Genomic DNA, 22,645 nt, shown 5'->3' on the forward strand with positions numbered 1-22,645 from the left:
GTTCCGTCCGCCCCAACCGCGCCTCAGCGCCGCCGGTGAAGGGGGTTCTAAGGTTATCACCAAGAAGCCGCAAGAGCCTTTTTGCAAAAAGTTCAAAAAACTTACACATCACCCGATTTTTTGTGTGTTTTCATAGGTTTGAGAAATTTCATTTCACGAAACCCAAGGTCGCACGACCGATAATTGCTGCGCCGCAGTAATTCACCCCATCCAGATATAGAGTTATCCACAGCGGCCCATACTATTGGCGGCGTTAGCGCCCTGAATTACCCCCGACTCATGCGCTGAATCACATTGAGTCGTACCGCGAACAGCAAAACAATTGCGCCGAAATACACGAAGGGTTCGATCGGCCAGCCTTTGACCAGCCAAATAAAGTGAATAGAGCCCAGCAAAACCGCTGGATATGTCAGTTTGTGGAGGGACCGCCATTGAGCCCCCATGCGACGGATACTGATATTGTTAGATGTGATCGCCAAGGGGACCAACAGCATGAAGCTCGCCATTCCGATCGTCACATAAGGACGCTTCAGAATGTCTTCCCATACACGGGACAGCGATTGGACATCTAGAACCATCCAGACTGTCAAATGGGCCAGCACAAAGAAGAAGGCCGTTACACCTAAAGCACGGCGATATTTGATGAGGTTCAATCCGGCGTATCGACGAAGGGGCGTAATACAGAGCCCTGCCACGAGAAGCTGCAGAGCCGTCGAGCCATACTCACGTTCTAAAGCGTTGATCGGCTCTGGACCCAACCCACCCGTTAGGCCGAGCCAGAACAGCCAGCCCGCCCATAAGCTCCCCACTATATATATGGGCCACGCGGGGATCTTGCGCGTGGCCCGATTGATACGATCGACGACCATCAGAAGTTTTCAACCAAGTTCATACCATCGTAGAGGCTGGCGACCTCCTCATAGCCGTTGAACATCAGAGTATCCTGACGGCTTGCAAAGAGACCTCCGCCGATCCGACGTTCCGAGGCTTGTGACCAGCGCGGATGCGACACGTTTGGATTCACATTACTATAGAAGCCATATTCCCGAGCATTAATCAGGTTCCACGTCGCAGGTGGCTGTTTATCAGTCAGCGTGATCCGAACAATCGATTTGATGGACTTAAACCCATACTTCCATGGCACCACCAAGCGGATCGGCGCGCCGTTCTGGTTCGCCATCGGCTCTCCATAGATGCCTGTTGCGAGCAGCGTCAGTGGATGGCGCGCTTCATCAAGGCGCAGACCTTCGACATAGGGGAATGGAATGACACGACGCTGCACACCAATCATATTGTCTGGCTGCACGACCGTTTCAAAGGCCACATACTTGGCCGAGGATTTCACCCCAACGCGATCCAGCACATCCGCCAGCTCTACGCCATTCCACGGGACGACCATCGACCACGCCTCAACACAGCGGAACCGATAGATGCGCTCTTCAACGGTCAAACCACCCAAGAGGTCGTCCAGACTATAGTCACCTGGATTATCGACCAGACCATCGACCTTGATCGTCCAATTCGACGTATCGAGTTTATGGGCGTTCTGCGCGGGGTCTTCTTTGCCCGTGCCGAACTCGTAATAGTTATTGTAGCTGCGAATATCCGAGAGGGTATTCGGCTCTAGCGACTGCGCCAAAGCAGGCATCCCGACAAAGGACGCTCCCGCTGCCGCGATGATCTGGCGGCGATTAAGCCAAAGCTGTTTGGGCGTGATGTCTTTTTCAGTCAGGTCGTTTTTCCAACGAAAGGCCATGTGTTCCTCCGCATGTTTTGCTTTGGATACATATAGTCCATTTCGGTGTTTCGGCGCGTCACGATGCCGTTGGGGATTTGTAACGAACAGCTACGGCCAAGTTCGCGGGTCAGTCACTGACCGCAAGTTTGATACCCAATAGGCCAAATGTGCCAGCGAAAGCACGCTTAATCCATGTCATTACTCTAGGTCTTGCGATGACATATTCACGCGCGAGCGACGCAAAAGCGCCGTATGCGATGAACACCACAAAGGTCATCACCATGAATACCACCGCAAGTCCAACGAGTTCGCCCGTAACATTCGTCACATTCGGGGTGGTGAACTGAGGCAGGAAAGCCAAAAAGAAGAGTGAAAGTTTTGGATTCAGCACATTGATCGAAGTGCCTGTCAACGCAATGGAGCGATAGCTTCGGACAGGCTTTGAGGCGCCGAGGTCGATTTTGCTTTCGTCCCTGACAATGGTCCAAGCCATGTAGAAAAGATAAAGCACACCTAGAAATTTAATCACCTGAAAGGCTAAGGCGCTGGTATGCAAGAGAGCCGACAGCCCCACGATACTAGCAAATGCCGCAGGTACGATTCCTAAGGTACAGCCAAAGGCAGCCGCGACGCTAGCCATCGAACCACGTTCCAAACCAATCGCTAATGTGTAGATCACTCCTGTTCCTGGCAGCAGAACAACCACGAGCGAAGTTAGGAAAAACTCAATCGACATCACAAACACCCCAAATACGGGAGTAGCTTTGATGATGCCGTGTGTTGTGTCAACAAACCAGTACCCAGACCTCAGAACAAAAACGGCGGGGAATTCCCCGCCGTCTGGTTTTTTAATGAACGACCGCGTCGTCGGGTTTCGGGCGATTACTTCCACCAACCCGATCGCCTATGATCAACCCTTCTGCGCCAGCAGAAACAGCTATCGTGTCACCGTCCTTTACATCACCAGCCAGCAGAAGTTCTGCCAGCGGGTCTTGCAAGGCGCGTTGAATGACGCGTTTCAGTGGTCGAGCCCCAAAGACGGGATCATAGCCCTCATCCGCCAGCCACTTGCGTGCGCCCTCATCAAGGTTGAGCGAGATCGTGCGACCAGCCAGACGTTTTTGCAGACGCGCCAGCTGGATATCGACAATGCCACCCATATCCGCACGACCCAGACGGTCAAAGATGATCGTCTCATCCAGACGGTTCAGGAACTCGGGGCGGAAGTGCGCCCGCACCGCGTCCATCACATCGCGTTTCGCCTGCCCTGCATCCGCACCATCGGGCAACTGGCTCAAAGCTTGCGCGCCGAGGTTCGATGTCAGAATGATTAGGGTCTGTTTAAAGTCCACAGTGCGGCCCTGACCATCCGTCAGAACGCCATCGTCGAGAACCTGTAACAGTACGTTGAACACATCAGGGTGCGCCTTTTCGACCTCATCAAAGAGGACAACCTGATAGGGACGTCGACGAACCGCTTCGGTCAGAACACCGCCCTCGTCATATCCGACATACCCCGGAGGGGCGCCGATCAAACGGGAAACCGCGTGCTTCTCCATGAACTCGGACATATCGATGCGGACCATCGCATTGTCATCGTCAAAGAGGAACTCAGCCACTGCTTTGGTCAGTTCGGTTTTACCCACGCCCGTCGGCCCGAGGAACAGGAACGACCCAAGCGGGCGATTTTCATCGTTTAGACCCGCACGGGCACGGCGGACAGCATTCGCAACAGCACGAACGGCGGCTTTCTGTCCGATGACCCGTTTGTGCAGGCCGTCTTCCATGCGGAGCAGCTTTTCACGCTCACCTTCCAGCATCTTGCTGGTCGGGATACCCGTCCAACGCTCAACGACTTCGGCGATCTGTTCAGGGCGAACGGCCTCTTCGACCATTTGTTCGCCTTCCAGCGCCTCAGCTTGGGACAAGTCACGCTCCAACTGCGGAATAACGCCGTAAGACAGCTCACCCGCCTTCGCGAGGTTGCCTTCGCGTTTCGCAATTTCCAGATCAGCCCGCGCTTTGTCGAGCTTTTCTTTCAACGCACGCGCACCTTCCAGCTTGTCCCGCTCTGCCTGCCATTTGGCAGTCATGGCGTCCGCTTTTTCCTGCAAGTCCGACAGTTCCTGACGCAACTTGTCCAAACGTGTCTTCGACGCGTCGTCATCCTCTTTCTCGAGAGCAACCGCCTCGATCTGCATTTGCAGTATCTGACGATCCAGCGCGTCGAGCTCTTCGGGCTTGCTGTCTACTTCCATACGCAGACGACTTGCGGCCTCGTCCACGAGGTCGATGGCCTTATCCGGCAGGAAACGATCCGTGATATAACGGTGCGACAGCGTTGCCGCAGCGACCAGAGCGGAGTCCGAGATACGAACGCCGTGGTGCAGCTCGTACTTCTCTTTAATACCGCGCAGGATCGAAATCGTGTCTTCAACCGTCGGCTCCTCAACCTGAATAGGCTGGAACCGCCGCGCCAAAGCAGCGTCTTTTTCTACATACTTGCGATATTCATCGAGGGTCGTCGCACCAACACAGTGCAATTCACCACGCGCAAGCGCGGGTTTGATCAGGTTGGCCGCATCCATCGCGCCGTCCGACTTCCCTGCCCCAACGAGCGTATGCATCTCGTCGATGAAGAGAATGATCTCTCCGGCGGCAGCTTCGATCTCTTTCAAAATCGACTTGAGGCGCTCTTCGAATTCACCGCGATATTTCGCACCAGCAATCAGCGCACCCATGTCGAGCGCGAGTAGCTTTTTGTTACGCAGGGATTCAGGCACGTCACCATTCACGATCCGAAGGGCGAGTCCTTCTGCAATCGCGGTTTTACCAACACCGGGCTCACCAATGAGAACTGGGTTGTTCTTGGTCCGACGGGACAGAACCTGCATCGAGCGGCGAATTTCTTCGTCCCGACCAATGATCGGATCGATTTTCCCCTGCTCTGCAGCTTCGGTTAGATCACGTGCATATTTCTTGAGTGCGTCGTAGCCTTCTTCGGCAGACGCACTGTCGGCAGTCCGACCTTTGCGCACGTTATTAATAGCTGCGTTCAGGCCCTGCGCCGTCACTTTCCCAGCTTTCAGCGCATCCGCAGCGGCAGATTTCACAATCGCCAACGCGGTCAGAATGCGCTCCACGGGGACAAAGCTGTCACCTGCCTTCTGCGCAAGAGTCTCGGCTTCGGACAAAACTTTGCCCGTCGCGCTGTCCAGATACACCTGCCCCGCATCGCCCGACACCTTTGGCATCTTGGTCAGCGACAGGTCATTCGCCTCAACGACAGCCGCCACATTACCGCCAGCAGCCGTAATGAGGTTCGCGGACAGACCTTGATCGTCGTCCAAAAGGGCTTTCAATACATGTTCGGGGGCGAGCCGCTGATGGCTCTCTCTCATTGCGATCGTTTGCGCTGCTTGGATCAAGCCGCGCGACCGCTCCGTGAACTTCTCTAAGTTCATCGCAGTTCTCCTTATCTAAGCACCCGCCAATTTGATCCGCCCACTAAGCGGCACGGATCGTATCGGGCCTTCGTTAATAAGATGGGGAGCAACGGCGCATCTTGCAAGATTCCAGTGCTTAAAAATCAGCGGGTTTCGATACGACACGACAGCTAAGACTACCCCTTCTGTCTGCCGTTATTGTCAGGGTATCGCAAAGGTAGGGGCGTGCTACGGGCCAAGTTGATCACATCAGCCCAAAAGGCCGCCTGATTATCGCGGCCTATGACAAAACACTTACCGACTTGGCCGAGGTCCCCGCGAAAACAAAGCCAAAAGACATGCCCAAGCAGGCCAAGCCATAAGCCCATTCCTTGACATAAAGAAAGCAGAGCCCCAAGAGAGGCCAACCCATCCTCAAGGAGCTTTCCCATGTCGAACGACCGCCTGATTGTTGCCCTCGATGTCCCGAACGTCATTCAAGGTCTCGAGCTTGCCAAAGAATTGGGCGACGCCGTTTCTTTCTACAAAATTGGCCTTGGGATGCTCACTGGCGGCGGCTTGGCCCTCGCGAACGAGCTGAAACAGGAATACGGCAAACGCGTTTTCCTCGACATGAAATTCTTCGACATCGGCGCAACGGTCGAAGCTGCCGTTCGCGGCATTGCTCAGTTCGATTTGGATTTTCTGACCGTCCACGGCGACCCACATGTCGTTCGCGCCGCAAAAGAAGGTGCCGCTGGCAAAGACCTCAAAATCCTCGCTGTAACTGTCCTAACGTCTCTTGATCGCGCCGACCTTGATGCCTCTTGCTACAAAGACGGCACAGTTGCCGACATTGTGACAGAACGCGCAGCGCGTGCAATGGAAGCTGGCGCTGACGGCGTGATCGCTTCTCCGCATGAGGCGGCGTTGATCCGTGCCTTGCCCGAGGCAGCTGGCAAACTCATCGTCACCCCAGGCGTCCGTCCCGCTGGCGCCGCATTAGGCGACCAAAAACGCGTTATGACCGCGGGCGAAGCCATTGCGAATGGCTCGGACCATGTAGTTGTTGGCCGCCCGATCTGGACAGCCGAAAATCCGCGCGCAGCAGCAGACGCCGTCAACGCAGAGATCGCCGCCGCGCTCAAAGCGTGACCGTAGTGCACTGACAACGCGGCGATTTCACCCCTGAGGTCGCCGCGTCTATAGCCTAACGTATAAGCTGCATCACCAACCGCGACAGGCGGTTTGCTCCACTGGGTAGCTTCGTCCAATCAGTTCATTCTGATACCGTTATGCGAAAGACGAGTATCGTTTGAGTTGTGTTTACGGAGACGTGTGATGCAGACCATCACTCTAGGTGAAATTTACTATAATGACGCCATTGGAGCCTACGAGGCCCGCGTCGACGTGCAACGCGATCAAGGCACATATCGCTATCCCTGCCTCTTCAAAGGCCCACGCGACCTAGAACGTGATCAGGTCCAAATGGGGCTGGTGCGTCAAGCCTTGGGAATGTCCGATACTTTTTGGCACAAACCCGCGCCGGAAATTTTGACGACTTTCGTATCAGGACCAGTGCCGCAAGCGTGATCCCCGCTTCCCAGCGGCGCACTGGTCCCTTCTGGCAACCCCACAGCCGGAAAGGACTAGCATAAAGTCGTCAGCGCCATCCGAAGTCTGACCTGCAACGACGGGATAGCATCTGGTAAATCAAGAAAATCTTGAACTGGCATAAACCGCCATTCCCGCCCCTCTCGTCCAAAGGTCACATCGGCCTCAGTCAGGTCTCCCCAAATCATCGCAAAGAAATGCACGGTATCACCTGTGGGTCCAGGTTGTTGGCTATGGTAGAACACGCGATGCTCTGAGAGGGTCAAACCGACCTCTTCGCGCGTTTCACGTTGAGCGGTTTCAAACGGTGTTTCATCGTTTTCACGACCACCCCCCGGGAAGTCCCAGCAATCTGGCCACGGAATATTGGGTTTATCGTCTCGACGAATAACCAGCACATCGTTGCCCCTGAGGATCGCAACCTTTGCGCCATCAAAACTATCGTCAAACATAACCGCCCCGCTGGCCCTTCGGATCGGTGAAAGGCTATACTGCGAAGATAGCCATGAAGCATCCAGATGCCAGCCCTTTGTAAAGATTGCCTCACTCAGTTCGACAGCGGCTCGCGCTGCCCATCATGCCGCAGTCCGCGCGTCGTGATGCATGATGAACTGTGGGATTTGTCGATCGCACATATGGACTGCGATGCCTTTTATGCCAGTGTTGAAAAGCGGGATAATCCAGAGCTTCGGGACAAACCCGTTATCATCGGAGGTGGCAAACGCGGTGTCGTCTCGACCGCTTGCTATATCGCCCGCATACGAGGCGTCCGTTCGGCGATGCCAATGTTTCAGGCCCTCAAGCTTTGTCCTGACGCAGTGGTGGTCCGCCCACGGATGGACGCTTACGCCGAAGCCTCCCGTGCGGTCCGCGCTCTGATGGATGAACTCACACCCCAGATTGAACCATTATCGTTGGACGAAGCGTTCTTGGACCTGACGGGGACCGCCCGATTACATGGCGCGCCGCCAGCGATTATGCTGGCCCGTCTTGTTAAACGGATGAAGGACGAACTGGGCCTCAGCGGATCAATCGGTCTGTCCCACAACAAATTCCTCGCCAAAGTGGCCTCTGATCTCGACAAACCCCGTGGGTTTTCGGTGATCGGTAAGGCGGAGACCGTAGACTTCCTAAAACCCAAACCTGTTCGACTGATCTGGGGGATCGGCCCAGCCACTCAAGCCTCACTCGACAAGGCAGGCATCCATACCATCGGCGACCTGCATCGCTGGGAGAAAGACCAACTAACGGAACGGTTCGGGCAAACGGGCGAACGTCTCTTTCATCTAGCACGTGGCGAAGATTACAGACGGATTTCTCCGAACGCACCTGTGAAGAGTATCTCAAAAGAAACCACCTTCTTTGAGGATACTTCTGACCCCGATGTCCTAGACGGCCACCTTTGGCGACTCTCTGAACAAGTCAGTGCACGCGCCAAGGCAAAAGACAAAGCAGGCCGCGTAGTGACGCTGAAGCTCAAGACCAAAGTGTTCAAGACCATCACCAAACGGCAAAGCCTTCATCAGCCCACACAAATGGCGGACACGATTTATCGCGTGGCGCGGTCACTATATGACGCGGCAGGCAATACAGGACCGTTTCGACTGATTGGCGTCGGCATAAGCGACCTAACCGCAGCCCAAGATGCTGACCGCGAAGGGGACCTTTTGGACCCAGATGCAGGCCGACGGGCCAACGCGGAACGCGCAACCGATAAAATCCGCGCAAAATTTGGGAATGATGCGATCAAAAAGGGACGTGCCCTGCGCTGACTACTCGGCAGCTAACGGAATTTTTCGCGATCCCAACGCGGCAATCTCAAACGCGGCTCCCAAGAGTTTTGACTGCAATTCGTCAAACTCTGGCAAAATCTCAAGCGTCGCCTCATTCATATAAAGAGAACGATCAATCTCTACCTGCACCGCGTGCTGGGATCGAACGGGGCGACCATAGGCAACCGTGCTGTAGGCGCCCGCGAACGGGGCGTTTCGAGCAACCCGAAGCCCCTGCCCCTCAAACGCGCTAGCAATTTGATCCACCAACCGCGCCGAAGCCGCCGCCCCAAACCGATCCCCGATCACGACATGAGGCCGTTCGCCTGACTTCCGCCCGGCATCCAGCGCTTCCCGCGGCATCGAATGGCAATCGATCAAGATTGATTCTCCGAACAGCCTAAAACTCTGATCCAAGAGGGCCGTCAGTTTATCGTGATAGGGATACCAATAGGTTTGAAGCCGCGAATGCGCCTCTTCTAACGTCAGTTTCCCACGATAAATTGACCTCCCCCCTGCGACGACACGAGGAATCACACCCAGCCCCGATCCGACGCGCGGATTGTGAACGTTTCGGCGCACACCTTCGATCAATGCAGGATCAAGTTCATCCGCAGCCCTATTCAAATCCACAAATGCCCGTGGCACCTGCGCCACCAAAAACGGGGCACCATAGTCAATCACCTTAGAAAACAGGCGATCGACGTGGGCATCCTCAGATGACCGAATCGTTTGATGGTCCAAAACCGCCTGCCCACCGAACAACGCCAAATCCGCCTTTCCGCTGTGCGGAGACGCAAAAACAACGCTTGTTGTGCGCGTTACTGGCTCATTCAGGACAAAGGGCGTAAGGGTCATCATCACTCCGGCTTATAAAAATAGAATAGAGCATGAATCTGTTTTACCGAAAGCCCTTGATCCCCCCTCCGACTCCTTTTATAGAGCCGCTCACCCGACGCGGATTTCCGCGTCTTGTTTTTTCAAGACGTATGAGAAATGCAAGGGTCATGGGCGGTTAGCTCAGCGGTAGAGCACTACGTTGACATCGTAGTGGCCACTGGTTCGATCCCAGTACCGCCCACCATGGAATCACTGGCCTTCGGGCTTAAACGAAACACAGGCGCAATCGCCGCGCCGCGACTAGGAGATGAACCATGAAAGTTCGCAACTCCCTCCGCTCGCTCAAGCAGCGCCACCGCGATTGCCGCATCGTGCGCCGTAAGGGCCGCGTCTACGTTATTAACAAGACGCAACGTCGCTTCAAAGCTCGTCAGGGCTAATCGAAGCAACACCGGATTAGAGGCCGTGTTCCGAAAGGAACGCGGCCTTTTTCTTTGCCCCGCGCGAGGTCGGGAAAACCACCTGAAGCAGAGTTAAGTGGTAGCCAGACGCCACCTCGCCCGTTACCATTTGGTCAAATCCATTTCAGTGCGGGGTAATTCGATGACACCTTTCTTTAGACCTCTCGTAGTGGGAGCAGGCTTGGCTGTCGGTTCGACTGGCGCGGCCTTTGCCCAAGATTTCTGCGGCGGCATCGGGTCGAACGGCCAATGGATTGGCGGCGATGAGTCCGCCTCAGACATTTCGACAACAACTGAGTTCCAAGAACAGATGGCGCTGGTGCTCGGCGGTAATAACTATGTGTCCTTGTTTACTCTCAGCGCACCGACCGATGTCCGCATCGAAGCCCAAGGTCGCGGGGGCGGCGACCCTGTGATCGACGTTTATGATGCTACTGGCGCAATGGTGGTATCGGATGACGATTCCGGTGGCGACGGCGCATCACGCGCAGAACTGTCACTGGATGCAGGCACCTATTGCGTTGCAATGCGGAGTTTCGACGCCGCCCCGATGACGGGCTTTGTCCGCGTCGGCCGTTATGAACACGAAGCTCTCACCACTGGCATGTCGGATGGCGGCTATGGTGATAGCGGGTCTACTTACTGCGACTCTTCTACCCTCGCGAACCAACTGCCATTTGGCACCCCAATGACGGGCTCAGCCAACGACGCCCCATACTGGCGTTTCACACTTGATACCGCGATGCCTGTCGTCATCACCGCCGAGAACAGCGACGCTGACCCCTACATCACCCTCTACAGCAACGATGGTGGCTATATTGACGAGAACGATGACTGGGATGGCCTGAACTCCCGTCTGGAACTGATGAACCCGCTCGAAGCTGGCAACTACTGTATCGCGCTCACGGCTCTGTCGGACAGCACATTGCCGATCACGTTAACCGTAGAAGAACTGGATGTTGAAGCCGCAATGCGTGGCTCATACGACCGCGCCGAAGCTGCTCCGCCACTCGACGGAAGCTATCCAGTGACCGCGCTCGGGGAACTGAAAACCCGCCAGCGTGTGGACCTGCAAAACAGCGCGACAGCAACGTGGTATAGTTTCGACGTTTATGACGGTGGTCTCGTGCTGGCCGAAGCGATCTCGGTCAATGGAGAGGGCGATCCATATCTAGTGCTGTTCGATGACCTAGGGCGGCAGATTGCTTACAACGATGACACCAACGGTTTGGACCCGCTCGTAACGGCACGGATCACCACAGGCACTTATTTGTTAGCTGTTGGGGAATATGGCGATGGCGCCGGATCACCAGTACGAATGGTGATCGAACGCTACGTCCCAGCACGGTAATTCTAAAAAGCCCTCTTTTCAGGGGGCTTTTTTATCGCCCGAGGTTTCCAACCGCATCGGCAAGCAGCCGCACCAGCGTTGCCTCATTCAGATAGCCAATCCCGTCGACTTCAGAGTTGGTTTGATACCTGCGAATGGCACGGCGCGTATCGTCATCAAATGTGCCGTCAATCACACCTGGCGATAGCCCCATTTGCCCGAGGCGTAGTTCGACCAAACGACGTGTCAGCGCGTTCAACTCTAACGCAGCTTCTGCTGCCTGTGCGGCCTCCAACTCTGGCGCGATCTCTTGTTCCTCGGTCAAGGCGGCGATCCGTGCCTGAGCTTCGCCGACAAATTCGCCTTCAGGGTAGACCGAGAGGTATTCCTGATACGCTCCCACAGCATCGACGCCCGATGCCCGATCCCACGCGGCCGTTTCTGCTGCCTCAGCCGCACGACGTTTGCCGTCTTGGATTGCAGCAAGCCGATCGGCGGCCAGTTCAGCAAAGACACCATCAGGGTAGCGATCCAGATAGGCTCTCAGCCCAGGTTCGTCACCAACCGCCCCCGTTTCATCCCAATACGTCCGATCCAATAGCTCAGCCTCGCGACGGCGGCGTTCCGCTTCGGCCTCTAGCTCGGCAGACCGTCGGGCGGCTTGCGCATCGAGACGCGCAATTTGATCTTGGGTCAGATAGGACGACTGTGAATAGCCGTTCTCTTGCTGCCAATTCGTGATGGCTTGCCGTGTCCCTGCCCCGAAAATCCCGTCGATCCCGCGCGTGTTGTAGTCGAGCAGGGACAGGTCGCGCTGAATTTCGCGCCGCGCATCGCGGCTTAACCCCAAAGCCTCTTCGATCAAACGATCCTGACGGTTTGGTTCGGTCATAATCTCGTTGATCAGCCGTTCGGCATCAGCGATGTGTTTGCCGTTCGGAAAACGGCGAATGTAATTGCGATAGGCATCCGCAGAATCCAGCGCCTGCGCCCCTTCCCACAGTGCATCATCAGCTCCAGTATCAGACACCTGCAGAGTTTGCGGCACGGGCACTACAGACGGACGCATCGGCATGATCACGTGACTGCGTGGTGTGTATCCTTCGACCGTGAGGCCGTAATCTTCGAAGTAGGGAACAATGTCTTCTTGAGGTTGGGTCAGCACCGTTTCTGCGAAGGATGCGACGTCGCGAACTGAGCCCGACACCACGGTAACGCCCTGCGGAATGGACAAGGCCCCGACACCTGCGGAAGTCCATGGATCGTATTGCGCAGCTTCTGCATCAACACCGAGCAACAATATAGCCTCGCCCGCCGCACCAGCCATGACCGTCAACAGGCTATCGACAGAGACCGCCGTCGATCCCAGCGTGAGGAACGACGGCTCTGCCGCGTCGGCGGTCAGAAGCCACGTCCGCTGGCCGTCGGTCACAAAACGACCAGACAACGCAACAACGATGCGATCCGCCTCTGCGGTCGCGGTGGCGAACTCTTCTAACGATGTTGCTGTTGTATCAACCCGACCATTACGGAGCGAAGTCACGCTAAAGCCCAAGGCTTCTAGGCCGTTCGCGGCATCCAGAATGTCAGCCGCTCGCGGAACCGATCCCAGTCGCTCGTAGCTATCGTTCCCCAAGAGGAGCGCCGCATCATCGGCCCATGTAGCACCTGCCATGACGGCAAGAGCGGCGGAGGTCAGTAGATAACGGCGCATATAATCCTCATCAGTCGTATTTACGGCGGTCCTCGATCACGATGCCATCACGGGGAAGGCTCCCCATCGCGCAGATCTCAACCCGCCCTTTTAGTTTGAGCGTTTCATGAACCGATTGTGAAATCTCGTTCACGTTACCAGCCAGCGTTTCCACCAATACATGGAGGACGTCCGTCTCGCCTTCGCGGTCCACAACGACACGTGCGCGGGCCACATCAGGATGCTTTGCCACAAGCGCTGCGACCTGTTCCGGACGCACAAACATGCCTTTGACTTTGGTCGTCTGGTCGGCACGACCCATCCAGCCTTTGATACGAGTGTTGGTGCGGCCACACGCGCTCTGCCCCGGCATCATCGCGCTTAGGTCGCCTGTCGCAAAACGGATCAATGGGTAGTCAGGGTTCAACGAAGTCACCACCACCTCGCCCACTTCGCCGACAGCGACAGGATCGCCCGTCCCTGGGGTGACGATCTCAACAATGACGCCTTCATCGATAATTAGGCCATCGTTCTCGATCGCCTCATAAGCCACGTTTCCAAGGTCCGCCGTCGCGTAGCACTGCAGACATTTAATACCGCGATCATGGTAGTACTGGCGCAAGGACGGGAACAACGCGCCGCCAGAAACTGCGGCTTTTGTGATCTTCAGCGTCTCGCCCATTTCGTCGGCTTTCTCGAGGATCACCTTGAGAAAATCAGGCGTGCCCGCATAAGCCGTCGTGCCAATATCAGCAGCCGCACGCACTTGTAGTTCCGTTTGGCCAACGCCCGCAGGCAATACGGTCGCACCGACCGCACGCGCACCGTTCTCAAAAATCATACCCGCAGGTGTCAAGTGATAGCCGAAACAGTTCTGAACGATATCACCCTCACCAATACCAACGGCAGACAAGAAGCGGCCAATCCGCCACCAATCGTGGCTGGTATTCCCCGGTTCATAGATCGGGCCTGGCGATTGGAACACATGCGCGAAACCAGTGATCGGCCCCGTGAAACCACCGAGCGGAGCATTCTGTTTTTGCGCCTCAACAAGGGCTGATTTGCGTGTCACAGGAAGAGCAGCGAGGTCATCGACCGATTTAATCGCGTCAGCTGACACATCAGCCAAAGTCGTCGCATAGGCTGGCAACGCCTGTGCACGGCGGATTTGTTCAGGAAGCTCTTTGGCAATCGCTGCGGCACGATCTGCATCAGACCGCGTTTCCAAATCACTAAAATACCTGCTCATCTCTGCATCTCCTGATCGGTGCAGCTGTCCTCATGCTGGGCCAACTGCGGGTTGATTATCAATGGCGCCGATTACGGCGCCTCAAACTGGGCCATTTCCTGCCGTTCGTGATGCGGTTATGATCGCCAAAACGACAGGACGAGTTATGAAGCAGACCTTCCCGCCCATCGGCCCCGATTTCATGGGGGACAAACTGGATACCCGCATCATCTTGCACGAAGCGCTGATGATCTGCGAATTGGTCTACGAAGGACTGTATTTTCATACGTCGGGTGACGCGAACGCCTTTTTTGATCGGGTCGAAGAACGGCTTGCGGAAACGGGCGAACCGCTCTGGTTCTTCTTGGTAAACTCGACCGACTACCGAATTGATGGCGACGCATGGTTTGCGTTCACGAAGCGCGGCACTGATATGAAAGAGTATCACGCGATGGGGCTCGCCCATTACGACATGTCTGATTTTAACATCAAGCATGTCGCGAAAACCAAGGGCACCGACCAGCACGATCCGACCAATTTTACCACGCGTGACGACGCAGTTACCTACTTGAAGTCCTTGCCGTCCAAACGTCGCGAGCGCATCTTTCGGTCGCCCAACTACCAAAAGCCCGAGATCGTCAAACGTGTTCATTTCGACCGCGCTCAGCAGATTTGCGAGATCGATCTGCATGGGATCAGCTTTGAACACTCGCGCGATGTGAACGACATCTTCAATTGGATCGAAGAGTTGATCCGCCAAACCCGTCAGCCGTGGTGGGTTCTGTGGAACTACAACGATACGCGAATTCAGTCGGCGGCTTGGGTGCAATACGACGCGCGCGCGCGGCAGTTTCGCGAAACCTGTGCCTTGGGTGCGGTTCGGTTTGCTGTGGGCAGCGAAACCGAAACCGACATCCGACTGCGGCACGAAAGCCGCGGCACACGGCCCAACATTCGCAACACGCGGGACGAAGCCCTTGTGCGTTTGGCCGAAATGCAGGCCGAGGCCGCGCAAAACGCTTAGAGCCAGCGTTTGCGGCGGCGATAGGACCGCACGTCGCGGAAGGATTTACGGCCTTCTTCAGAGACGCCCAAATAGAATTCCTTCACGTCTGGGTTCTCGCGCAATTCTGCGGCAGGGCCTTCCATCACGACGCGGCCAGATTCCAGAATATAGCCGTGGTGCGCATAACGAAGCGCCACGTTGGTGTTCTGTTCCGCCAGCAAGAAGGATACGCCTTCGCGTTCGTTAAGGTCTTTCACGATCTCAAAGATTTCTTCAACGAGCTGCGGCGCAAGACCCATCGACGGTTCGTCCAAAAGGATCGTTTCGGGGCGGCTCATGAGCGCGCGTCCAATGGCACACATCTGCTGCTCACCACCCGAGGTGTAGCCAGCTTGTGATTTGCGACGCGTTTTGAGGCGCGGGAAATAGTTATAAACCATCTCAAGGTCGTCAGCGACCTTAGAGCCGCCGTCACGACGGGTATAAGCACCCGTCAAAAGGTTCTCTTCGATGGTCAGGTGTTCAAAACAGTGACGGCCTTCCATCACCTGAATTACGCCCTTTTTCACCAAATCTTCGGGCGACAGTTGATGCACAGCTTCGCCGCGATACTGGACGCTTCCCTTAGTGACTTCGCCACGTTCGGAATGCAAAAGGTTCGAAATCGCCTTGAGCGTTGTGGTTTTGCCAGCACCGTTTCCGCCGAGAAGGGCTGTGATACCCCCTTTTGGAACCGTGAGCGACACACCTTTGAGAACGAGGATCACGTGATTGTAGATCACCTCGATGTTGTTCACCTCAAGCAGTGTTTCGGTTTTGCCTGCATCCAACATTTATGTGCACTCCGTTCGGTCAGAATGGCGCGGGCGGATTGGCCCGCCCGCGCCGTATTGGCTTAGTTACAGGCCGGTGTGATGTTGTTTTCAGCAGCGTATGCGGCTGCGTCTTCTTCCACCAATTTACCGATCAGTTCACGATCAGATGCGATCAGGTCGGTTACGAGGCTCCAAGTCTGGGTGTCTGCATCCCACTGCTGGATGTAAGCGAGACCCGGACCACCGTGGTTCTGGCACGATACGTCGAATGCCGGACCGAAGCCTGCCATGCCCAGCTCTTCCATGCGAGCGTCGGTGATGGACAGTGCTTCCATACCTGCGCGCATTTCAGCAGCGGTGATATCGCCATGACCTGCGATCTCTTGTGCTGTGCGTGCAGCTTCAGCAGCGAGCATCGCGGCATACATACCGCGCGAGTAGAGAACGGAGCCGATTTGGTCGCCAGCGCCAGCAGCCAGACCCTTGTCTACAACGTGGGCTTGGATGTCAGCATAGACCGGGAAATCGGTGCCGATTGCGTGCATGTTCAGAGCTTTGTAGCCGTCTGCACCTGCGCCAGCTGGCACTACGTCGTTTTCAGAACCCGACCACCATACGCCGATGAAGTGATCCATCGGGAAGTTGATGTTCGATGCTTCCTGAATTGCGACCTGGTTCATAACACCCCAGCCCCACATCAGAACGTAGTCCGGACGTTCGCGGCGGATTTGCAGCCACTGGGATTTCTGTTCCTGACCTGGGTGGTCAACAGGGATCTCGGTCAGTTTAAAGCCCATCTGAGCCGACAGGTCCTGCAGGGTGCGGATCGGTTCCTTACCATATGCAGAGTTGTGGTAGACCAGAGCGATCGACTTACCTTCGAGGCTGCCGCCTTCGAGGTCAGTGATGTGGTTGATCGCGATGGATGCGCCATCCCAGTAGTTAGCAGGGTAGTTGAATACCCAAGGGAAGGTCGCGCCGTCCATTGCCGACGTACGGCCATAGCCCATGGTGTGGAGCGGAATACCGTCTGCCGACACTTTGGGGATCAGCTGGTAGGTAATACCAGTTGACAGCGGTTGATAGATCAGAGCGCCAGCGCCGATGTCTTTGGTCGATTCATAGCACTCAACGCCTTTTTCGGTATTGTAGCCAGTTTCGCACTCTGGAACGTCAATACGAACACCGCCGATACCACCGTCACGCTCATTGAGCATGGTGAAGTAGTCCATGTAGCCATCCGCAAACGGAATACCGTTCGCAGCGTAAGGGCCGGTCCGGTACGACAGCGACGGGAACACGAGGTCCGCCATCGCGGGGCCGGCAACCAGTGCGCTGGTCAATGCCAGTGCTGCAATTTTCTTCATTTTCATCGGTTATTTCCTCCCAAGTTGGTTACCGATTAAGTGTGCCCGATTTATCGGGTCGTTTAGTGGGCGTGGGGGCTCCTCCTTCCCCCGTCACCGCATGTGGTCATCCTAGTACGGGAACGGCCACAATCTCAGTTTTTCTTTTGCAACGCGCCAGAGCTGCGCGAGACCGTGCGGTTCCGCGATCAAGAAGATCACGATCAAGGCACCCACGATAACGAGCTGCAAGTGGGACACGATGTCTGTCGGCCAACCCAGCACGTCCACGCCAACGACTTTGAGCGCAACAGGGAGCAGAACAAGGAAGGCTGCGCCAGCGAACGACCCAAAGATGCTGCCCAGACCACCGATGATGACCATGAACAGGACAAGGAACGATTTGTTGATGCCAAAGGCTTCGCCCACTTCGACCGCACCGAGGTAAACTGCAAAGAACAGTGCGCCCGATACGCCGATAAAGAAGGACGACACAGCAAAGGCCGAGAGTTTCGCAGTCAACGGGTTCACACCGATGATCTCTGCCGCGATGTCCATGTCACGGATCGCCATCCACTTACGACCAACCGAACCACGAGTCAGGTTGCGTGCGATGATGCCAGCAGCCGTTACGAAGACGAGGCAGATCAGGTATTTTGCCCATGCTTCGGTGTTCGGACCAGTGACGAGCACGCCAAATACAGTGCGCTCTGGTGCGTTGATCTGACCAGAAGCCGAGTAGTTGTAGAACCACGGCACCTTGTTAAAGAGCCAAACGAGGAAGAACTGCGCCGCGAGGGTTGCCACAGCGAGGTAGAACCCTTTGATCCGCAGCGACGGCAGACCGAATAGAACGCCCACAATTGCGGTGATACCACCCGCAAGGATCACGTGGATCATAATGCTTACATCAGGGAAGGCCGTCATCAGCTTGTACGCTGCATAAGCGCCAACAGCCATGAAACCACCCGTGCCGAGCGATACCTGACCACCGTAGCCGACCAGAATATTGAGGCCGATTGCAGCAATCGCGTAGATCAGGAACGGAACAAACAGCGCGTTTGCCCAGTAGTCGTTGATGATGAACGGGATCACCAGATAGGCAATCGCCAGAACGGCGTAGTAGCGATAGCGGTCAAACTTGATCGGGAAGGTTTGGTTATCCGCACCGTAGCTTGTCTTAAAGTCGCCTGCTTCACGATAGAACATCAGACAATTCCTCCTTCACGATGGTGCTCACGCGGCACTTGATTGCTGCATTTTGAATAGCCGGTCATTTCCGAATGACGCACCAGCCAGAAGTATGCGACGACCCCAATTGCTGCCCCAACAAAGGCAAGGATAGCCGCAGTTACCATTTGTCCGCTGTTCGTAATGTCCGCGGACAGTGCGAGGTAGCCGAATGCCCAGAACCCAGACCATGCAACTACGTTCACGATTGCGACGAGTTTCTGCATGATCAGACCCTTTCGATGATCTTCTCGCCAAACAGACCTTGCGGACGGAAGACGAGGAAAAGCAGCGCCAGAACATAAGCGAACCAGTTCTCGGTCGCGCCGCCAATCATTGGGCCGACGGAGTATTCGAACAGTTTCTCACCCACACCGATGATTAGACCACCGACGATCGCACCAGGAATTGAAGTAAAGCCGCCGAGCATTAGAACAGGAAGTGCCTTCAGTGCGATGAGCGACAGCGAGAACTGAACGCCAGACTTCGCACCCCACATGATCCCAGCCACAAGAGCTACGAAACCAGCGAGCGACCAGACCAGAACCCAGATGAAGTTGAGCGAGATACCAACAGACAGTGCTGCTTGGTGATCGTCGGCCACAGCGCGCATCGCACGACCCTGTTTGGTGTATTGGCTAAAGATAACGAGAACAGCCACGAGGATTGCCGCGACGATTGCTGCAACGACGTCGAGCTGGTCAATGAAGAAGCCGTAGAAGTCATCACCCCCAAGGAACGCGGTGTTTTCTTCGATCCAGAGGCTCGCACCCTGTGGTAGGCCAACATCAAGAGTTTTGATATCGGAACCCCACATCAGGTCGCCCACGCCTTCGAGGAAGTAAGCAAGACCGATGGTCGCCATGAACAGAATGATCGGTTCCTGACCAACAAGGTGGCGGAAGATGTATTTCTGAACGAGCCACGCAAAGCCGACCATCACAACCATCGTCAGAATGATCGCCAGCAATGCTGGAATGTGCCAACCGAAGTCGTGGATTTGCGTTCCAAAGACCGCGTTGATCAAGTGAGAGAAGGGCACTTGCCCTTCCATGATGCCCACGAGGGTTAGCGCCGCGAACAGCGCCATCACACCTTGAGCGTAGTTGAAGATACCCGACGCTTTGAAGATCAGAACAAAGCCCAATGCAACCAGAGCGTAGAGAACGCCAGCCATCAGGCCGTTCAGGATAACTTCTATCGTGTAGTAAAAATCAGCACCCATGACGTGTCTCCTTAGTCATGCGAAACGCCGAGGTAGGCGTCGATCACATCTTGGTTGTTGCGAACTTCATCGGGGGTTCCGTCACCGATCTTACGGCCGTAATCCATCACGACGACGCGGTCAGAGAGGTCCATAACCACGCCCATATCATGTTCGATCAGCGCGATTGTGGTGCCGAATTCATCATTCACATCGAGAATAAAGCGGCACATGTCCTCTTTTTCTTCGACGTTCATACCTGCCATCGGTTCGTCGAGCAGAAGAATGGTTGGCTCAGCGGCCAATGCGCGAGCGAGCTCTACACGTTTCTTCAGACCGTAGGGCAGACGACCAACCGGTGTCTTACGGATCGACTGAATCTCGAGGAAGTCGATGATCTTTTCGACAGCTTCGCGGTTTTCGTTTTCTTCACGCTCGGCCTTGCCCTTCCAGAGAGCTTGAGACCAAAGACCCGTTTTCATCTTGTTCAGACGACCAGTCATAACGTTGTCGAGAACCGACATACCTTCGAACAAAGCGATGTTCTGGAAGGTCCGTGCGATGCCCTGCTGTGCAACCTGATAAGGTTTCATCTGGGGGCGACGCTCGCCACGGAACCAGACTTCGCCCTCTTGCGGGACATAGAAGCCCGAGATGACGTTCAGCATGGACGACTTACCAGCGCCGTTCGGGCCGATGATCGCGCGGATCTCGCCTTCGCGAATGTCAAAGCTGATGTTCTTGATCGCTTCAACACCACCAAAACGCAGTGTGATGCTCTTGAGGTCAAGAACAACACCACCAATCGTGCGGCCGTCAGCGGTTACATAGGATTCCGTATCATCCAACATGATCTCTCCTCCCTCTTATTCTGCTGCCATCGCACGAGCGACCGGCTGGACCTTAGCATCGCGCAAATCGAGCGTTGCCTTGATCTTGCCTTTGCGGCCGTCTTCGTAGGTGACTTCGGTTTCGGTATAGATGCTGTCTTTGTTGTCGTAGAGAGCCGTGATCAGGTCATCGAACTTCTCTTCGATGATCCGACGGCGCACCTTACGTGTGCGGGTCAGTTCACCATCATCTGCGTCCAGTTCTTTGTGCAGAACGAGGAAGCGATGGATCTGACAGCCACCCAGCATCGGGTCTTGCGCAACACTCGCGTTCGCTTCTTCGACGTGCTCGCGGATCATCTCAAGCACTTTCGGGTGCTGCGACAATTCCTGATAGGACGAATAAGCGATGTTGTTGCGTTCAGCCCAGTTACCAACAGCCGTGAGGTCGATGTTGATAAAGGCAACGCAGCGATCACGGTTGTTACCAAAGACAACAGCCTCAAGGATGTTCGGGTAGAACTTCAGTTTGTTCTCAACAAACTTTGGCGCGAACATAGACCCGTCAGCCATCTTACCAACGTCTTTCGCGCGGTCGATGATACGCAAGTGACCAGAGCCATCTTCAAAGAAGCCTGCATCGCCAGTTGCGACCCAGCCTTCCGCATCCTTGGTGTCTGCGGTGCTGTCTGCGTTCTTGTAGTATTCCACGAAGACACCCGGTGAACGGTAGAACACTTCACCGTTGTCAGCGATTTTGATCTCAACACCTGGAGACGGAACACCAACAGTGTCGGAACGAACCTCGCCGTCGGGCTGCTGCGTGATGAACACCGACGCTTCGGTCTGACCGTAGAGCTGTTTCAGGTTGATGCCGAGCGAGCGGTAGAAATCGAAAATCTCGGGCCCGATCGCTTCACCTGCGGTGTAGCCAACACGAACGCGACTAAAGCCGAGCGTGTTTTTCAGCGGGCCATAGACAAAGATATTGCCCAGCGCATAGGCAAGACGATCGCCAATGCTAACAGGCTTGCCATCCAAGATCGCAGGACCCACGCGACGCGCAACGTCCATGTAGCGCTTGAACATGTTACGCTTCAGGGCGCCCGCATCTTCCATGCGGATCATAACGTTCGTTAGCTGAGTTTCAAACACGCGCGGCGGAGCGAAGAAGTAGCTCGGCCCGATTTCACGCATGTCGGTCATCATCGTTTCAGCGCTCTCTGGGCAGTTCACGCAGAACCCTGTCCACATGGCCTGACCGATCGAGAAGATGAAGTCACCAACCCAAGCCATCGGCAGGTAAGCAAGCACTTCATCGTCTGCTTTTAGATGGTCGAAATCAGCGCTGTTTTTGGATGTTTCGATAATGTTGCGGTTCGACAGAACCACGCCCTTCGGCTTACCCGTGGTGCCCGATGTGTAGAGCATCACGCAGGTGCTGTCATAATCCAGCTCTGCTTCACGCTCTTTCAAAATGGCTTCGAAACGGTGGTGACCCGCGCGCCCTTCGGCGGCAACGTCATCCAACGCGTTCATGTGGGTATGGTCATACTTACGCATCCCACGTTTATCGAGGTAGATAACCTCATCGATCCCGTGGACGGTTTCTTGAACCTCAAGAACCTTGTCGACCTGTTCCTGATCGCCAACGATCACAAAACGTGCACCGCAGTGCTCGAGAACATAGGCCATCTCTTCGGCCACAGCATCCTGATAGAGCGGAACGGGAACCGCCCCACACTTCTGGATTGCGACCATAGACCAATAGAACGCGGGGCGATTTCGACCGATAAGAGCAACATAGTCGCCCTTGTTCAGGCCAAGAGCCAATAGGCCCATCGCAATTGCTTCAATTTCTTCGGCAGCTTGTGCCCAAGTCCAGCTTTGCCAGATCCCGAATTCTTTTTCACGGTAGGCGGCTTTGTTCGGGAACCGAGCCACGTTCCGTGCAAGTAGTTGCGGGACATTGATCGGCGCCCCGCTAGGCGCAGATGATTTCGTCACAGATTATCCTCCCTTCGCTGGTCTCCCTCCAGCGTGCCCGACACTTTGGCCGAGTCTTGTTAGGATACTGAAACGGAGAGGTCGGTTCCGTCAATTAGTTTTTTTG

Annotated in this window: 21 protein-coding genes and 1 tRNA gene; 7 read left to right on the forward strand and 15 right to left on the reverse strand. The window is 55.4% G+C overall.

The features are described 5' to 3' along the window. Positions 1-266 precede the first annotated feature (266 nt). From msrQ to clpB, 4 genes are all read right to left on the reverse strand, one after another. Positions 267-869: a protein-methionine-sulfoxide reductase heme-binding subunit MsrQ gene (gene msrQ / locus AC1QQ2_RS07850; protein WP_479712731.1), complete on the reverse strand. Its 603-nt coding sequence runs from the start codon at positions 867-869 to the stop codon at positions 267-269. After that, on the reverse strand, positions 869-1,756 hold the full coding sequence (msrP, locus tag AC1QQ2_RS07855; protein WP_479712732.1) for a protein-methionine-sulfoxide reductase catalytic subunit MsrP: 888 nt from the start codon (positions 1,754-1,756) through the stop codon (positions 869-871). The genes msrQ and msrP overlap by 1 nt, the downstream gene beginning before the upstream one ends. Before the next feature lie 109 nt (positions 1,757-1,865). Continuing rightward, positions 1,866-2,630, reverse strand: coding sequence for a LysE family translocator (locus AC1QQ2_RS07860; protein WP_479712733.1), 765 nt, complete (start codon positions 2,628-2,630; stop codon positions 1,866-1,868). Continuing rightward, positions 2,587-5,202 (reverse strand): ATP-dependent chaperone ClpB, encoded by a 2,616-nt coding sequence (gene clpB / locus AC1QQ2_RS07865; protein ID WP_479712734.1) that lies wholly within the window; start codon positions 5,200-5,202, stop codon positions 2,587-2,589. The genes AC1QQ2_RS07860 and clpB overlap by 44 nt, the downstream gene beginning before the upstream one ends. A 411-nt stretch (positions 5,203-5,613) precedes the next feature. Between clpB and pyrF the strand changes: the two genes are divergently transcribed. Together pyrF and AC1QQ2_RS07875 are read left to right on the forward strand one after the other, a co-directional pair. Beyond that, a complete protein-coding gene (pyrF, locus tag AC1QQ2_RS07870; protein ID WP_479712735.1) occupies positions 5,614-6,318 on the forward strand; it encodes an orotidine-5'-phosphate decarboxylase in 705 nt (234 codons plus the stop codon). Positions 6,319-6,504: 186 nt separating this feature from the next. Beyond that, positions 6,505-6,756 carry an orotidine 5'-phosphate decarboxylase gene (locus AC1QQ2_RS07875; RefSeq protein WP_249946820.1) on the forward strand — a complete coding sequence of 84 codons (252 nt, stop codon included), beginning with the start codon at positions 6,505-6,507 and terminating at the stop codon, positions 6,754-6,756. Positions 6,757-6,812: 56 nt separating this feature from the next. Here AC1QQ2_RS07875 and AC1QQ2_RS07880 read toward each other — a convergent pair whose 3' ends face one another. Continuing rightward, positions 6,813-7,229, reverse strand: coding sequence for an NUDIX domain-containing protein (locus tag AC1QQ2_RS07880; protein WP_479712736.1), 417 nt, complete (start codon positions 7,227-7,229; stop codon positions 6,813-6,815). Between the two features lie 66 nt (positions 7,230-7,295). Between AC1QQ2_RS07880 and AC1QQ2_RS07885 the strand changes: the two genes are divergently transcribed. After that, positions 7,296-8,549, forward strand: a complete 1,254-nt coding sequence (locus AC1QQ2_RS07885; protein WP_479712737.1) for a DNA polymerase IV — start codon at positions 7,296-7,298, stop codon at positions 8,547-8,549. Here AC1QQ2_RS07885 and AC1QQ2_RS07890 read toward each other — a convergent pair whose 3' ends face one another. Further along, positions 8,550-9,407 carry an N-formylglutamate amidohydrolase gene (locus AC1QQ2_RS07890; RefSeq protein WP_479712738.1) on the reverse strand — a complete coding sequence of 286 codons (858 nt, stop codon included), beginning with the start codon at positions 9,405-9,407 and terminating at the stop codon, positions 8,550-8,552. A gap of 151 nt (positions 9,408-9,558) precedes the next feature. Here AC1QQ2_RS07890 and AC1QQ2_RS07895 point away from each other — a divergent pair. From AC1QQ2_RS07895 to AC1QQ2_RS07905, 3 genes are all read left to right on the forward strand, one after another. Next, positions 9,559-9,633, forward strand: a tRNA-Val gene (locus tag AC1QQ2_RS07895). A 70-nt stretch (positions 9,634-9,703) separates the two neighbouring features. Further along, a complete protein-coding gene (gene ykgO, locus AC1QQ2_RS07900) occupies positions 9,704-9,829 on the forward strand; it encodes a type B 50S ribosomal protein L36 (RefSeq protein WP_008231708.1) in 126 nt (41 codons plus the stop codon). Between the two features lie 202 nt (positions 9,830-10,031). Next, on the forward strand, positions 10,032-11,201 hold the full coding sequence (locus AC1QQ2_RS07905) for a DVUA0089 family protein (RefSeq protein WP_479712739.1): 1,170 nt from the start codon (positions 10,032-10,034) through the stop codon (positions 11,199-11,201). A 31-nt stretch (positions 11,202-11,232) separates the two neighbouring features. Here AC1QQ2_RS07905 and AC1QQ2_RS07910 read toward each other — a convergent pair whose 3' ends face one another. Beyond that, positions 11,233-12,894, reverse strand: coding sequence for a peptidoglycan-binding domain-containing protein (locus AC1QQ2_RS07910; protein WP_479712740.1), 1,662 nt, complete (start codon positions 12,892-12,894; stop codon positions 11,233-11,235). Positions 12,895-12,904: 10 nt separating this feature from the next. Continuing rightward, positions 12,905-14,122: a phenylacetate--CoA ligase family protein gene (locus AC1QQ2_RS07915; protein WP_479712741.1), complete on the reverse strand. Its 1,218-nt coding sequence runs from the start codon at positions 14,120-14,122 to the stop codon at positions 12,905-12,907. A gap of 61 nt (positions 14,123-14,183) precedes the next feature. Here AC1QQ2_RS07915 and AC1QQ2_RS07920 point away from each other — a divergent pair, with 61 nt between their 5' ends. Further along, positions 14,184-15,125 (forward strand): hypothetical protein, encoded by a 942-nt coding sequence (locus tag AC1QQ2_RS07920; protein ID WP_479712742.1) that lies wholly within the window; start codon positions 14,184-14,186, stop codon positions 15,123-15,125. On the opposite strand, the gene AC1QQ2_RS07925 is transcribed toward AC1QQ2_RS07920, so the two are convergent. The 7 genes from AC1QQ2_RS07925 to AC1QQ2_RS07955 form a co-directional block, all read right to left on the reverse strand. Beyond that, positions 15,122-15,940, reverse strand: a complete 819-nt coding sequence (locus tag AC1QQ2_RS07925) for an ABC transporter ATP-binding protein (RefSeq protein ID WP_067547116.1) — start codon at positions 15,938-15,940, stop codon at positions 15,122-15,124. The genes AC1QQ2_RS07920 and AC1QQ2_RS07925 overlap by 4 nt on opposite strands. Positions 15,941-16,002: 62 nt before the next feature. Then, positions 16,003-17,295, reverse strand: a complete 1,293-nt coding sequence (locus AC1QQ2_RS07930) for an ABC transporter substrate-binding protein (protein WP_249946812.1) — start codon at positions 17,293-17,295, stop codon at positions 16,003-16,005. Positions 17,296-17,400: 105 nt separating this feature from the next. Next, positions 17,401-18,477, reverse strand: coding sequence for a branched-chain amino acid ABC transporter permease (locus tag AC1QQ2_RS07935; protein WP_105235959.1), 1,077 nt, complete (start codon positions 18,475-18,477; stop codon positions 17,401-17,403). After that, positions 18,477-18,725: a hypothetical protein gene (locus tag AC1QQ2_RS07940; RefSeq protein WP_105235960.1), complete on the reverse strand. Its 249-nt coding sequence runs from the start codon at positions 18,723-18,725 to the stop codon at positions 18,477-18,479. The genes AC1QQ2_RS07935 and AC1QQ2_RS07940 overlap by 1 nt, the downstream gene beginning before the upstream one ends. Before the next feature lie 2 nt (positions 18,726-18,727). Next, positions 18,728-19,723, reverse strand: coding sequence for a branched-chain amino acid ABC transporter permease (locus tag AC1QQ2_RS07945; protein ID WP_105235961.1), 996 nt, complete (start codon positions 19,721-19,723; stop codon positions 18,728-18,730). Positions 19,724-19,734: 11 nt separating this feature from the next. After that, a complete protein-coding gene (locus tag AC1QQ2_RS07950; RefSeq protein WP_105235962.1) occupies positions 19,735-20,553 on the reverse strand; it encodes an ABC transporter ATP-binding protein in 819 nt (272 codons plus the stop codon). 15 nt (positions 20,554-20,568) lie between these two features. Next, on the reverse strand, positions 20,569-22,539 hold the full coding sequence (locus AC1QQ2_RS07955; RefSeq protein WP_249946810.1) for an AMP-binding protein: 1,971 nt from the start codon (positions 22,537-22,539) through the stop codon (positions 20,569-20,571). Positions 22,540-22,645 lie beyond the last annotated feature (106 nt).

The organism is Aestuarium sp. (genome assembly GCF_023253315.1).
In the GTDB taxonomy this organism is placed as follows: domain Bacteria; phylum Pseudomonadota; class Alphaproteobacteria; order Rhodobacterales; family Rhodobacteraceae; genus Marivivens; species Marivivens donghaensis.

Bases quoted from the DNA above. Each gene is read 5' to 3' on its own strand.
- msrQ (WP_479712731.1), bottom strand. From the start codon at position 869: ATGGTCGTCGATCGTATCAATCGGGCCACGCGCAAGATCCCCGCGTGG.
- msrP (WP_479712732.1), bottom strand. From the start codon at position 1,756: ATGGCCTTTCGTTGGAAAAACGACCTGACTGAAAAAGACATCACGCCC.
- clpB (WP_479712734.1), bottom strand. From the start codon at position 5,202: ATGAACTTAGAGAAGTTCACGGAGCGGTCGCGCGGCTTGATCCAAGCA.
- pyrF (WP_479712735.1), top strand. From the start codon at position 5,614: ATGTCGAACGACCGCCTGATTGTTGCCCTCGATGTCCCGAACGTCATT.
- AC1QQ2_RS07875 (WP_249946820.1), top strand. From the start codon at position 6,505: ATGCAGACCATCACTCTAGGTGAAATTTACTATAATGACGCCATTGGA.
- AC1QQ2_RS07880 (WP_479712736.1), bottom strand. From the start codon at position 7,229: ATGTTTGACGATAGTTTTGATGGCGCAAAGGTTGCGATCCTCAGGGGC.
- AC1QQ2_RS07885 (WP_479712737.1), top strand. From the start codon at position 7,296: ATGCCAGCCCTTTGTAAAGATTGCCTCACTCAGTTCGACAGCGGCTCG.
- AC1QQ2_RS07890 (WP_479712738.1), bottom strand. From the start codon at position 9,407: ATGACCCTTACGCCCTTTGTCCTGAATGAGCCAGTAACGCGCACAACA.
- ykgO (WP_008231708.1), top strand. From the start codon at position 9,704: ATGAAAGTTCGCAACTCCCTCCGCTCGCTCAAGCAGCGCCACCGCGAT.
- AC1QQ2_RS07910 (WP_479712740.1), bottom strand. From the start codon at position 12,894: ATGCGCCGTTATCTACTGACCTCCGCCGCTCTTGCCGTCATGGCAGGT.
- AC1QQ2_RS07915 (WP_479712741.1), bottom strand. From the start codon at position 14,122: ATGAGCAGGTATTTTAGTGATTTGGAAACGCGGTCTGATGCAGATCGT.
- AC1QQ2_RS07920 (WP_479712742.1), top strand. From the start codon at position 14,184: ATGGCGCCGATTACGGCGCCTCAAACTGGGCCATTTCCTGCCGTTCGT.
- AC1QQ2_RS07925 (WP_067547116.1), bottom strand. From the start codon at position 15,940: ATGTTGGATGCAGGCAAAACCGAAACACTGCTTGAGGTGAACAACATC.
- AC1QQ2_RS07930 (WP_249946812.1), bottom strand. From the start codon at position 17,295: ATGAAAATGAAGAAAATTGCAGCACTGGCATTGACCAGCGCACTGGTT.
- AC1QQ2_RS07935 (WP_105235959.1), bottom strand. From the start codon at position 18,477: ATGTTCTATCGTGAAGCAGGCGACTTTAAGACAAGCTACGGTGCGGAT.
- AC1QQ2_RS07940 (WP_105235960.1), bottom strand. From the start codon at position 18,725: ATGCAGAAACTCGTCGCAATCGTGAACGTAGTTGCATGGTCTGGGTTC.
- AC1QQ2_RS07945 (WP_105235961.1), bottom strand. From the start codon at position 19,723: ATGGGTGCTGATTTTTACTACACGATAGAAGTTATCCTGAACGGCCTG.
- AC1QQ2_RS07950 (WP_105235962.1), bottom strand. From the start codon at position 20,553: ATGTTGGATGATACGGAATCCTATGTAACCGCTGACGGCCGCACGATT.